General features: G+C 67.8%; 13 protein-coding genes. 7 read left to right on the top strand and 6 right to left on the bottom strand.

What is annotated here, in order from left to right; genetic code table 11:
- Positions 1-25: 25 nt before the first annotated feature.
- Positions 26-229, bottom strand: coding sequence for a cold-shock protein (locus tag AB0B45_RS06575; protein ID WP_358126354.1), 204 nt, complete (start codon positions 227-229; stop codon positions 26-28).
- Positions 230-370: 141 nt separating this feature from the next.
- Between AB0B45_RS06575 and AB0B45_RS06570 the strand changes: the two genes are divergently transcribed.
- Positions 371-748, top strand: a complete 378-nt coding sequence (locus tag AB0B45_RS06570; protein ID WP_358126351.1) for an antibiotic biosynthesis monooxygenase — start codon at positions 371-373, stop codon at positions 746-748.
- Here the strand turns inward: AB0B45_RS06570 and AB0B45_RS06565 are convergent.
- On the bottom strand, positions 745-1,332 hold the full coding sequence (locus AB0B45_RS06565) for an HD domain-containing protein (protein ID WP_358126348.1): 588 nt from the start codon (positions 1,330-1,332) through the stop codon (positions 745-747). The two genes, AB0B45_RS06570 and AB0B45_RS06565, sit on opposite strands and share 4 nt — an antisense overlap.
- Positions 1,333-1,428: 96 nt before the next feature.
- On the opposite strand from AB0B45_RS06565, the gene AB0B45_RS06560 reads away from it, so the two are divergent.
- Positions 1,429-3,060 (top strand): heparinase II/III family protein, encoded by a 1,632-nt coding sequence (locus AB0B45_RS06560; protein ID WP_358126345.1) that lies wholly within the window; start codon positions 1,429-1,431, stop codon positions 3,058-3,060.
- 66 nt (positions 3,061-3,126) lie between these two features.
- Here AB0B45_RS06560 and cimA read toward each other — a convergent pair whose 3' ends face one another.
- Both cimA and AB0B45_RS06550 read right to left on the bottom strand, forming a co-directional pair.
- Positions 3,127-4,701, bottom strand: a complete 1,575-nt coding sequence (gene cimA / locus AB0B45_RS06555) for a citramalate synthase (protein ID WP_358126342.1) — start codon at positions 4,699-4,701, stop codon at positions 3,127-3,129.
- Between the two features lie 175 nt (positions 4,702-4,876).
- Positions 4,877-5,488, bottom strand: coding sequence for a thioredoxin domain-containing protein (locus AB0B45_RS06550; protein ID WP_358126340.1), 612 nt, complete (start codon positions 5,486-5,488; stop codon positions 4,877-4,879).
- A gap of 107 nt (positions 5,489-5,595) precedes the next feature.
- On the opposite strand from AB0B45_RS06550, the gene AB0B45_RS06545 reads away from it, so the two are divergent.
- From AB0B45_RS06545 to AB0B45_RS06525, 5 genes are all read left to right on the top strand, one after another.
- On the top strand, positions 5,596-6,240 hold the full coding sequence (locus AB0B45_RS06545) for an O-methyltransferase (protein ID WP_358126338.1): 645 nt from the start codon (positions 5,596-5,598) through the stop codon (positions 6,238-6,240).
- Positions 6,241-6,322: 82 nt separating this feature from the next.
- A complete protein-coding gene (locus AB0B45_RS06540) occupies positions 6,323-6,925 on the top strand; it encodes a Uma2 family endonuclease (protein ID WP_358126336.1) in 603 nt (200 codons plus the stop codon).
- A gap of 24 nt (positions 6,926-6,949) precedes the next feature.
- Complete coding sequence (locus AB0B45_RS06535; protein WP_358126333.1) at positions 6,950-7,510, top strand: GNAT family N-acetyltransferase; 561 nt, start codon at positions 6,950-6,952, stop codon at positions 7,508-7,510.
- Positions 7,511-7,708: 198 nt separating this feature from the next.
- Positions 7,709-8,419 carry a dienelactone hydrolase family protein gene (locus AB0B45_RS06530; protein WP_358126330.1) on the top strand — a complete coding sequence of 237 codons (711 nt, stop codon included), beginning with the start codon at positions 7,709-7,711 and terminating at the stop codon, positions 8,417-8,419.
- A gap of 94 nt (positions 8,420-8,513) precedes the next feature.
- Positions 8,514-9,317 (top strand): MOSC N-terminal beta barrel domain-containing protein, encoded by an 804-nt coding sequence (locus tag AB0B45_RS06525; protein ID WP_358126327.1) that lies wholly within the window; start codon positions 8,514-8,516, stop codon positions 9,315-9,317.
- Between the two features lie 146 nt (positions 9,318-9,463).
- Here AB0B45_RS06525 and AB0B45_RS06520 read toward each other — a convergent pair whose 3' ends face one another.
- Positions 9,464-10,015, bottom strand: coding sequence for a GNAT family protein (locus AB0B45_RS06520; protein ID WP_358126324.1), 552 nt, complete (start codon positions 10,013-10,015; stop codon positions 9,464-9,466).
- 196 nt (positions 10,016-10,211) lie between these two features.
- Positions 10,212-11,309: a branched-chain amino acid aminotransferase gene (locus AB0B45_RS06515; protein WP_358126321.1), complete on the bottom strand. Its 1,098-nt coding sequence runs from the start codon at positions 11,307-11,309 to the stop codon at positions 10,212-10,214.
- Positions 11,310-11,330 lie beyond the last annotated feature (21 nt).

The following is an 11,330-nucleotide window of genomic DNA, read 5'->3' as shown; positions in this document are numbered from 1 at the left end:
GGCGAGGACCCCGCTTCATCGTTGGTTACAGCGGGACGACCTGCTCGGCCTGCAGGCCCTTCGGACCACGAGTGGTCTCGAACGAGACCCGCTGGTTCTCCTCGAGCGAACGGTAGCCGTTGGTGGCGATTGCCGAGTAGTGCACGAACACGTCCGCGCTACCGTCGTCGGGCGCGATGAACCCGAAGCCCTTCTCGGCGTTGAACCACTTCACGGTGCCTTCAGACAACTGCTTCTCCTTCTGACTGCCTCGCCACTGACGCGAGGCTGCGTTGCGGACCCTACCCCGCATTCCGCGATGTGGCGGACCAAAGTGTGAAGCCGAGCGCCAATGGCGGGCAAAAAGATGTCATATGGGAGGCTGGAAGCCATGTCCGTAGTGAAGATCAACGTGCTGTCCGTACCCGCTGAGATGCGCGATGAGCTCGAACGACGCTTCTCGGGGCGCGCAGGGATGGTCGAGTCGTCCGATGGCTTCGAATGGTTCGAGCTGCTGCGTCCGGTCGAGGGCACCGACACCTACCTCGTCTACACCCGCTGGCGCAGCGAGGAGGACTTCCAGAACTGGCAGTCCAGCAGGGCGTTCCAGGCCGGGCACGCGCAGGCGGGCCAGGCCCAGGGGCACGGCCACGGCCAGGGACCCGGTGAGGGACCCGGCCAGGGACACGGGCACGGGCAGGGCCCGGCCGCCACGGGCTCGGAGCTCTGGTCCTTCGAGGTCGTGGAGAGCGCGGGCCCGAAGGCCTAGCGGTCCAGCGGGTTGGCCGCGACGCGGGCGGCCAACCCGCCGCGCACGAACGTCCCCGCCAGGCTGTCCGGCTTGCGCTCGGCCTGGCTCTCGAAGCAGGCGACGAACTCCTTGGCGAGGCCGAGGCGCGGATAACGGGCCAGCACCTCCTCGCGCAGGTCGGCCGGGATGGCCTCGGTGTTGCGCCCGGAGATGTCCATGCCGGTGGACAGTTCGAGCAGGTGGCCCTCGGGGTCCTGCTCGAGGTCCACCTCGTCCCACATGTGGTGCACGATCACCTCGGCCGCGCGCTGCCGCCGTTCCACGGGCCATCCGGCGCCGGCGCCGAACACCCACGCCACGTGCCCTCCCGCCTCCTCGAACGGGACGGAGTGGTTGTCGAAGGCCGTCGCGAGCCCCAGATCGTGCAGCATCGCCGACACGTAGAGCAGTTCGGCGTCGAAGGAGATGCCGCGCTCCTGGGCGTACGCGGCGGCCCAGAGATAGGCCCGGACGGAGTGGTTGAGCAGCGCCGGCGTGTGGAAGGCGGTCGCCACTTCGAGCGAGGTCCTGCAGGCCGTTGTGTCGGGGATCACGAGGTTCATGCCGTCACGATAACGATGTCCCATCCCTGCTTGACCAGGTGATCTTATTCCGGACAGCATGTTCCGCCCCCTCGGTTCTGCCCGGAAGGATCTGGCGTGCGCCGCCTCGCTCTCCCCCTTGCCCTCCTGCTCGCCCTCGGAGGGATGATCCACCCGGCGAGCGCGGCCGTGAAACGCACTCCCGAGTGTCAGGGCGACTGGCTGCCCGCCACTCCGACGGCCGCTGAAGTGATGAAGGGCGAGATCTCCTTCCTCGACCTGCCGCCCGTCAAGATCGGCCAGGACGTCAACTGGCGCACCAACCCCTACAACAACCGCTCGTGGGGCATGGTGTTCCACTCCCTGCGCTGGATGGGCCGCCTGGTCGCCGAGTACGAGGGCAACGGCGAGGAGCGCTACCTCGCCAGGGCCACCGAGATCGCCAAGGACTGGGTCAAGGACAACCCGCGCCACGGCGCCGCCAGCCCCTACGCCTGGGCCGAGCACCCGATCGCGCTGCGCGCCCCCGCGCTGGTGTGCCTGAGCAAGCACGTCAACGCCCCCTGGCTCAAGGAGAGCCTGGCCCAGCACGCCAAGGTGCTCGGCGACGACCGCCTCTACGAGTGGGGCCACAACCACGGCATCGACCAGGACATCGCGCTGCTCGGCATCGGCTGCCGCCTCGGCGACAAGCGCTGGCAGGACCACGCGATCAAGCGGCTCACCAAGACCGTGCGGCTCGACATCGACTCGCAGGGCGCGCTGATGGAGCAGGCCCCCCGCTACGCGATCTACGTCCACGACCGGCTCAAGGTCGCGATGGACAACCTCAAGGACTGCGGCCGCAAGGTGCCGGGCGAGATCTCCAAGCGCTGGGGCAGGCTCGGCGGCTTCATCATGCACTCCACCAGGCCCAACGGCTACATGGTGCCCATCGGCGACGGCGGCGCCGACCACGAGCCGACCGGCTTCGCCAACCCCTCGGAGAAGACCAAGGTCTTCAAGGCCGGCTACGTGTACGGCAGGACGGCCTGGAACAAGCCCGAGTCGGCGTTCTACTCCATCAGGTTCGGCCCGGGCGTCAAGTTCCACGGCCACGAGGACCACCTCGGCGTCACCTACTACGCCCAGGGCAGGGACGTGCTCGTCGACACCGGCTTCCACTCCTACGAGTCCACCCCGTACAGGTACTGGACCATGTCCCCTGAGGCGCACAACGTGCCGACCGTGGTCGGCGCCCGCTTCAGGCCCAGGACCGCCACCAAACTGGCCAGGACCTCCTACGACAAGGACCGCCAGCGCTACCAGCTCACCGACAAGGCCTACGGCGTGAGCCGCACCAGGTCGGTGCTCGTCAACCACGACCAGGACGTGATGGCCGTCCTGGACACGGCGGGCGGCGGCAAGAAGGTCAGCGACATCTGGCGCTTCGACTCCGCGCTCAAGGTGGTCTCCAACGCGGGCGGCAAGGTCGTGCTGGGCGACGGGAAGTTCCGGGTCAGCCTGGTGCAGCTGGCCGGATGCGCGCCGGTCGGCGGGCAGAAGGTGGAGCGGGGCGGGAAGCTCGGCTGGGTGTCGCCCACGTACATGGCCAAGAACCCCGCCACCGTGGTCGTCTCGCCTGCCGCTCGTTCGATCCTGACGGTGATCGTGCCGGGGACGGACCAGCCCAAGGTGTCGTGCGCCGGCGGCAAGGTGACCGTACAGGCCGCTGACGGCCCGGTCACCTTCAAGGCCTCGATCTTCTAGCGGACGCGCGGAGGCCCCGGGTGGATGTGACACCCGGGGCCTCCTTGTCGGGCCGCGCGGCGGGTTCTACAGCTCCCGGCCCGAGCGCAGCAGGCCGAACGTGACGGCCTGCTCCAGCGCCTGCCAGCTGGCCTCGATGATGTTCTCGTCGACCCCCACGGTCGCCCACTCGCCGCTCTCGTCGCTCGAGGTGATGAGGACTCGGGTGATGGCGCCCGTGCCGTGCGAGCCCTCCAGGATGCGGACCTTGTAGTCGACCAGCTCCAGCTTGGCCAGCTCCGGGTACAGCTTCTCCAGCGCGAACCTGACCGCCTTGTCGAGCGCGTTGACGGGGCCGTTGCCCTCGCCGGTGGCGACGATGCGCTCCCCCTTGGCGTGGACCTTGACCGTGGCCTCGCTGACCACCTCGCCGCCCTTCGTGCGCTCCACGATCACCCGCCACGACTCGACCTCGAAGTGGCGCTTGCGCGCGCCGTGGACGGTGTCGCGCAGCAGCAGCTCGAAGGAGGCGTCGGCGGCCTCGAACGTGTAGCCCTTGGCCTCCAGGTCCTTCACCCTGCCCACCAGCGTCTTGGTGGACTCCGGGGTCAGCTCGTAGCCCAGCTCGCGGCCCTTGAGCTCGACCGAGGCGCGGCCAGCCATGTCGGAGACCAGCATGCGCATGTCGTTGCCGACCATCGCGGGGTCGATGTGCTGGTAGAGGTTCGGGTCGACCTTGATGGCGCTGGCGTGCAGTCCCGCCTTGTGCGCGAAGGCCGAGGTGCCCACGTAGGGCGCGTGGGAGTTGGGCGTGACGTTGGTGACCTCGGTGATCGCGTGCGCGATGCGGGTCATGTCGGCGAGCGCCTCCCGCGGCACGAGGTCGAACCCACGCTTGAGCTGGAGGTTGGCGACGACGGTGAAGAGGTTGGCGTTGCCCGAGCGCTCGCCGTACCCGTTGGCGCAGCCCTGCACGTGCGTGGCGCCGGCCTTGACGGCGGCGAGCGTGTTGGCGACCGCGCAGCCGGTGTCGTCGTGGCAGTGGATGCCGACGCGGGCGCTGGTCTGCACGGCCGCGTGGACGACGTCGGCGAGCTCGTCGGGCAGCATGCCGCCGTTGGTGTCGCACAGGGCGATGACGTCGGCCCCCGCCTCGGCGGCCGTCCTGAGCACCTCCAGCGCATACGCTGGATTGGAGAGGTAGCCGTCGAAGAAGTGCTCGGCGTCGAGGAAGACTCGCTGTCCCTCCGCACGAAGGTGAGAAACCGTGTCGCGGATCATCGCGAGGTTCTCCTGGAGACTCGTACGGAGGGCCAGCTCCACGTGCCGGTCGTGACTCTTGGCGACAAGGGTCACGACCGGCGCGCCGGATTCGCGCAGAGCGGCCACCAATGGGTCGTCGGCTGCCTTCACACCGGCCCGGCGGGTCGCGCCGAACGCGGCTAGCTGCGCGTGCTTCAGGTCGAGCTCTGTTTGGGCGCGCCTGAAGAACTCTGTGTCCTTGGGGTTGGCGCCGGGCCAGCCCCCCTCGATGAAGCCGACGCCCAGACCGTCCAGGTGCCGCGCGACAGCGAGCTTGTCGGCGACGCTGAGGTTCAAGCCCTCCTGCTGTGCGCCGTCTCGCAGCGTGGTGTCGTAGACGTGGAAACGGTCGTCGGCCATCGAGATCTCCTGAGGAAAAGAAAAAGACCCCTCACGGACGTGAGAGGTCTGCGCGCTGGCTCTGTCCTTTGTCAGCCAGCGCGCCTGCCGATAATGAGCAGACCGAAGTTCATGGTGCCTGTGAGTCTGCCATACGGACTCACCATTTGGCACATCGATCTCACCATCCGGGACGTCATACCGAGGTGGCCTGCTCGTCGAGGGCCGACAGGTCACGGATGGGCCGCCCGTCGAGCAGCAGCGTGGGGGTGCCGTCGATCCTGATCCTGGCGTTGTCCTCGAGGTGCTGTTCTGCGTGGCGCTGGGAGGTCACGCAGTCCGCGAACGCCGAGTCGGTCACGCCCGCCCTCCTGCCCGCGGCGACGAGTTCCTCCACCGTGTAGCCCGACGCCTGGCCGTGCGGGGCCGGCTGCATGCCGTACACCTGGGAGCGGAAGGCCAGCCAGTTCATGGAAGGGACACAGCGCGCGGCGGCCGCGGCCCTGATGGAGTTCGAACGCGAAGGCTCCTCCGCGAAGATCGTCACGGTGTGGAAGACGACCCTGAGCCTGCCCTCGTCGACCATCTGCTCGAGACGGGCCTCCGAGGTGTCGTGCAGTTGCTTGCAGAAGGGGCAGTCGAAGTCCTCGAACACGTCGAGCAAGGGAGCGGTGACGCCCGGCCTGGCCAGCAGCATCGACCCGTCCGCCTGCCGGACGAGCCGCACCTCCTGCGCGGCGCTCCCCTTCGGGAGCCCGGCGATGATCAGCATTCCCGCGAGTACGGCCAGCGCCACGAAAGCGCCCACCAACCGGGAACGACCCCGCCTCTCAACCGTCAACTCCACGTATGGCTCCGCCCATAAGATCCGCTTTTGACCGCGTGCAGCCTATCTCGGTGGGAAGAATGGGGCCCATGAAGGCGTCCTACCTCTCGCCCGCCGTCGGGCAGTACATCATGGCCCACTCCACCCCGCCCGACGACATGCTGGACGAGCTGACCGCCGAGACCCGAGAGCTCACCGGCGCCCACGCGGGCATGCAGATCACGCCCGACCAGGGCCGCTTCCTCACCATGATCACCCAACTCGTCCGCCCCGCCCTCGCGGTGGAGGTCGGCACCTTCACCGGCTACTCGTCGCTCTGCATCGCGCGCGGGCTGTCCGGCGGGCGGCTGCGCTGCTTCGACGTGAGCGAGGAATGGACCTCGATCGCCAAGCGGTACTGGGAGAAGGCGGGGGTCGCGTCACGGATCACCCTCACCATCGGGCCTGCCGCCGACGCGCTGCGCGAGCTGGACGAAGAGATCGACCTGGCCTTCATCGACGCCGACAAGGCGCAGTACCCGACGTACTACGAGCTGGTGATGGAACGGCTGCGGCACGGCGGTGTGATCATGGTGGACAACACGCTGTGGAAGGGACACGTCGCCGACCCCTCCTACGAGGACGCTTCGACGCGAACGATCCGCGAGTTCAACGACCTCGTGAGGAACGACCCTCGCGTCACGTCGGTGATCCTGTCCATCGCGGACGGCCTGACCATGATTCGAAAGAACTAGCGAAGCTCCGCCCAATCTTTGGCTACGACCAGTCGCGCACCGAACACGTTGTGCTCGACCTCCCGGAGGGGATGATGGTTGTATGGCCAAGGTTCTGGAAGGCCCAACCACAGAGAAGCCAACGATGCTGGAGAGCTACGAACGCGCTTGCGACCTGTTCCCCGACTATCGTGTCGAAGTCGTCAACGGCCGGATCGTGGTGAACGACGTGCCGACCGGACTTCACAACGACATCGTCTCGAACCTCCTGCTGCAGATCGTCGCCGTGGTCGCCGCCAATGGCTGGAAACTCTGGACCAACATCAAGATCTTCCTCGGCCCCCAGGCCGACCGCTACATCCCTGATCTGACCGTGGTTCCGCGTGACCCACGCATGCGGGGGCCCGACGAGGTGCAAGGCGACGTGACGGAACTCGTTGTCGAGGTCGTCTCACCCTCCAGCGTCAACGACGACCATGTCGTCAAGCCCCGCGAGTATGCGAAGGCGACCGTATCGCTCTACCTGCTCATCGACCCGGAGCAGGGCATCGCCGTCCTGTTCAGCTCCCCCGCCGGCGGGAGTTACCAGCAGCGGGTCCAGGTGGCGCTTGGCGCGCCGCTCGACTTGCCGGAGCCATGGAAGCTGACCATCGACACCGGTCTGCTCGTCGACCTCGATGACCCGAAAACCGATTCTCCCGGGTAGTCCTGTCTCGGCAGAATGCGTGTCGTGCACATCATTCTGGAGACCGAGCGGCTGATCCTGCGCCGCTTCACAGAGGACGACGTCGACAACCTGTTCGCGCTGGACAACGACCCCGAGGTCATGCGCTTCCTCAACGGGGGCGAGCCCGTGCCGCTCGAGCGGATCAGGGACGTCACCCTGCCCGCGTTCCTGGCGTACTACGAGCGTCCCGGCGGGTTCGGGTTCTGGGCCGCCGAAGAGAAGGCCACCGGCGAGTTCATCGGCTGGTTCCACTTCAGACCGAAGAAGGACGCGCCTCCAGGAGAGATCGAGCTCGGCTACCGGCTGAGGAAGTCGGCATGGGGCAAGGGTTACGGCACCGAGGGGTCGCGCGCGCTGATCGAGCGGGGCTTCACCGGGCAGGGCGTGGAGCGGGTGACCGCGTTCACGATGACCGTGAACACCGGCTCCAGGCGGGTGATGGAGAAGTCGGGGCTGACGTTCGTGCGCACGTTCTTCCAGGACTGGCCGGACCCCATCGAAGGCTCCGACAAGGGCGAGGTCGAATACGCCTTGACCAAATCCGAATGGCAGTCGACCCGTTAATGGTAACCGAAACTATATCGACAAAGGCTGTCGAATATTATTTGTCTCTGATATGCTGAGAAACATATCCCGGATTCCTTGTTAGCCTTTCGTGCGGCCATTCAGATCCCACGACAAGGAATCCCCATATGCTACGACGCCGATGCCGTTCCGCCCGTCCACGGCCCCGCCATCACCGCGGTCGCGGCCGAGGGGCCGTTGACGCTCACCTCCGCCGACGGCACCCTTTTCGCCGCCTATCTCGCCCGCCCCGAACAGCCGTCGGGCGTGGGCGTGGTCGTACTGCCGGACAACAACGGCCTCTCCCCTTTCTATGAGACCCTCACCGCGCGTCTCGCCGAACAGGGGCACGCAGCACTCGCCATCGACTATTTCGGCCGCACCGCCGGCACGGATTACGCCGATCGCGACGCGGAATTCACCGCGATGAGCAATCTCATGCGGCATCTCGGAAAACTCACCCCAGCCGGGCTCGGCGACGACATCACCGCGGCCATCGGCCGCCTGCGGTCGACCGGCGCCGGCGACGTGTTCTCCCTCGGTTTCTGCTTCGGTGGCCGCCAAGCCTTCCGCTCCGCCGCCACCCGGTTCGGCCTGGCGGGCGCCGTCGGCTTCTACGGTTTCCCCGGCCCGATCAACGGCACGCCTGGGCCCACGCAGCTCGCGCCCGAACTGACCGCGCCGATCCTGGCCCTCTGGGGAGGCGCGGACGACGGCATCCCGTCCACCACGGTCGACGGCTTCGACGAGGCGCTGACGGCAGCCGGGTGCCCGCACGAGTTCGTCACCTACCCGGGCGCGCCGCACAGCTTCTTCGAGCTCGGCGCTCAGGACTTCGCGGCGGCCTGCGCCGACTCCTGGCGTCGGGTGCTCGGCTTCTTCGCCGCGCATCGAGGCTCACAAATATGACGAATCTCTGTCAGATAATCGGGCTTTCTCTGGCCTCGAGAGGAGGGCCCGCCGTAGCCTTCCGGCGCGTACATGACAGAAATGGGGCATCTTCATGGCAACGGTCGGCAGGCTGATCTCGTACCCGATCAAAGGCTGCGCGGGCGTGCCCGCCAGTGAGGCGCTCCTGACCGGCGCCGGAATCGAACACGACCGCAGTTTCATGGTCACCGACGCGTCAGGCAGGTTCCGCAGCCAGCGCCGCGACCCGCGGCTCGCCGTCATCCGCGCCGCCGTCGACGCCGACGGCTCAGCACTCACGCTCAGCGCGCCCGGCACCGCCGACCTGCGCCTCGACGTCGACCTCGACGCCGCCCGCCAGGACGTGACCCTGTTCGGCACCCCTTACCGGGGCATCGACCAGGGAGAGCGCGCCGCCGCGTGGCTCTCGGCCGTGCTCGCCGTACCCAGCAGGCTCATGAGAGTGCCGCCCGAACACGACAGGGTGACCGACGGCCAGACACCCGGAACCTCCGGATACGCCGATAGCAGCCCCGTTCACGCCATCTCTCAGGCTTCGCTGGACGAACTCAACCGGCGGCTGAGCACTTCTCCCCTTCCGATGTCACGTTTCCGGCCCAACATCGTGATCGACGGATGGGACGAACCCCACCAGGAGGACCGGATCCGCCGCGTGCGCATCGGAAACGCCGAACTGGGCTTCGCCAAGCTGGCCATCAGGTGCGCCGTCACCATGGTCGACCAGCGCGCAGGGACGAAGGCGGGTCCCGAGCCGCTGCGCACGCTCGCCACCTACCGCAGGGTGGCCGAGGGCGGGATCGCGTTCGGCACCAAGCTCTCCGTCATCCGCCCCGGCAAACTGGCCGTGGGCGACGAAGTGATCGTCTGCGACCCCTGATCCACCTACTCGACCCGAGCGGCTCCCCCTGGGGAGGACCCCCCAGCGGGGCGCCGCACGGCACCCGGTTCGCACGGCCGAGAAACCCATCCCGCCGACCCACGCGGCTCGATCTCGGCGAGCCGACGGTCGTGTCACGGTGGAGGTCAGTCCCTCGACGAACGCCACTCGGGTGCGAGGACCGACCAGATCTCGGTGTCCTGCCGTGCGCCCCGGTAGAGGTTGTCCTCACGCAGGACTCCGTCGCGGCTCATGCCGAGCCGCTTGGCCACGTTGATGCTCGGCGTGTTCTCCGAGGCCACCAGCCACTCCACACGGTGCATTCCGCGTTCCAGGACCGCCCAGTCGATGATGACGCGTGCCGCGCGGGTGACCAGACCGCGCCCGGCGGCGGCCGGTTCCAGCCAGCAACCGGCCTCGCAGTTGCCCGCACCTGCGTCGAAGACCCTGAACAGAACGCCGCCGACCAGGAGCCCGTCGAGCCAGATGCCGTAGAGACGGCCGGTGTCGGCGGCCGCCTTGTCGGCGTACGACTGGAGCCAGCGCCGCGCCGATTCGAGGTCGGCCGTGGCGTCGGGGAGCCCGACGTACCGGCCGATGTACTCGCGGCCGCGGTCCATGTGGGCGAGGAACTCCTCGGCCTGCCAGGGCTCCAACGGCCGCAGTTCAGCTCCATCGCCCAGGGAAATCGCGAACATCGTCATCCTTCACAGTGGCCATCACGGTGTCTGGATCCTCGCACGGCCGGGAACGGCCGAGCGAGGCGACGACCATCTGCAGGGCCGGGGCTCCGGCGTCCTGGGAGAACGGCCGAGCGGGGTGAGGGCCGCGTGAGTCGGGGCTCCGGCGCCTCGAGCGTGAATCACCCGCGCGAAGGACCGTTGCCCCGGGGGATCAGGAGAGCTTGTGGATCCAGTGGTGGGTGTCGGGGCGCGTGCCGTACTGGATGCCCAGCAGTTCCTCACGCACCTTCAACGTCAAAGGGCCAGGCGTGCCGTCGCCGACCGTCCAGGAGCGGTCGGTGCCCTTCACCGACCCGACCGGCGTCACCACCGCCGCCGTGCCGCACGCGAACACCTCACTGAGCTCGCCGGACTCGCACCCGGCCTGCCACTCCTCGATCGAGATGCGCCCCTCCTCGGCCTCCAACCCCAGGTCGGCGGCCAGGGACAGGATGGAGTCGCGGGTGATGCCGGGCAGCAGCGTGCCGGTCAGCGCGGGCGTGAACAGCTTGTCGCCGAAGACGAAGAACAGGTTCATCCCGCCCATCTCCTCGACGTACCTGTGCTCGTTGGAGTCGAGCCAGACCACCTGGTCGCAGCCCTGCTCGACGGCCTCGCGCTGGGCGACGAAGGCGCCGGCGTAGTTGCCGCCGCACTTGGCCGCGCCGGTGCCGCCGGGGGCGGCGCGGGTGTACTCGGTGGAGAGCCACACCGACACCGGCTTGACGCCGCCGGTGAAGTAGGAGGCGGCCGGTGAGGCGATGACCATGTACTTGTAGGTCTTGGACGGGTAGTTGACGCCCAGCCCGACCTGCGTCGCGATGATGAAGGGCCGCAGGTAGAGACTGTGTCCCTCGGTGGTGGGCACCCAGTCGCGGTCGGTCTGGATGAGCAGGTCGAGGGACTCGACGAAGGTTTCCTCGGGCAGCTCGGGCATGGCCATGCGGAGGCAGGAGGCGTTGAAGCGGCTGGCGTTCGAGTAGGGCCTGAACGTGGCGATCGATCCGTTGGCCTGGCGGTACGCCTTGAGTCCCTCGAACAGCTCCTGCGCGTAGTGGAAGACGGAGGTCGCCGGGTCCAGGACGAGCGGCCCGTACGGCATGAGCCGCGCGTCATGCCAGCCTCTGCCCTCGGTGTAGTCGATCGAGATCATGTGATCGGTGAAGGTCTGCCCGAACCCCGGGCTCGCCAGTACCTGCTCACGCTCCGCCGCAGTGCGAGCGTGGTCGGAGAGCTGCACATCGAAGCTGAGCTTCTGAGCGGTGGTCATGACGGAAATCCTTCTCTTTTC

The sequence above is a fragment of the Nonomuraea sp. NPDC049152 genome (assembly GCF_040648355.1).
Lineage (GTDB): Bacteria > Actinomycetota > Actinomycetes > Streptosporangiales > Streptosporangiaceae > Nonomuraea.
Note: the sequence above shows the minus strand (reverse complement) of the source record. Positions and strands in the feature narration are given on the sequence as shown.

What these genes read in the sequence shown, in the direction of transcription:
- AB0B45_RS06570 (WP_358126351.1), top strand. Translation starts at nt 371, where the DNA reads ATGTCCGTAGTGAAGATCAACGTGCTGTCCGTACCCGCTGAGATGCGC.
- AB0B45_RS06565 (WP_358126348.1), bottom strand. Translation starts at nt 1,332, where the DNA reads ATGAACCTCGTGATCCCCGACACAACGGCCTGCAGGACCTCGCTCGAA.
- cimA (WP_358126342.1), bottom strand. Translation starts at nt 4,701, where the DNA reads ATGGCCGACGACCGTTTCCACGTCTACGACACCACGCTGCGAGACGGC.
- AB0B45_RS06545 (WP_358126338.1), top strand. Translation starts at nt 5,596, where the DNA reads ATGAAGGCGTCCTACCTCTCGCCCGCCGTCGGGCAGTACATCATGGCC.
- AB0B45_RS06540 (WP_358126336.1), top strand. Translation starts at nt 6,323, where the DNA reads ATGGCCAAGGTTCTGGAAGGCCCAACCACAGAGAAGCCAACGATGCTG.
- AB0B45_RS06525 (WP_358126327.1), top strand. Translation starts at nt 8,514, where the DNA reads ATGGCAACGGTCGGCAGGCTGATCTCGTACCCGATCAAAGGCTGCGCG.
- AB0B45_RS06520 (WP_358126324.1), bottom strand. Translation starts at nt 10,015, where the DNA reads ATGTTCGCGATTTCCCTGGGCGATGGAGCTGAACTGCGGCCGTTGGAG.
- AB0B45_RS06515 (WP_358126321.1), bottom strand. Translation starts at nt 11,309, where the DNA reads ATGACCACCGCTCAGAAGCTCAGCTTCGATGTGCAGCTCTCCGACCAC.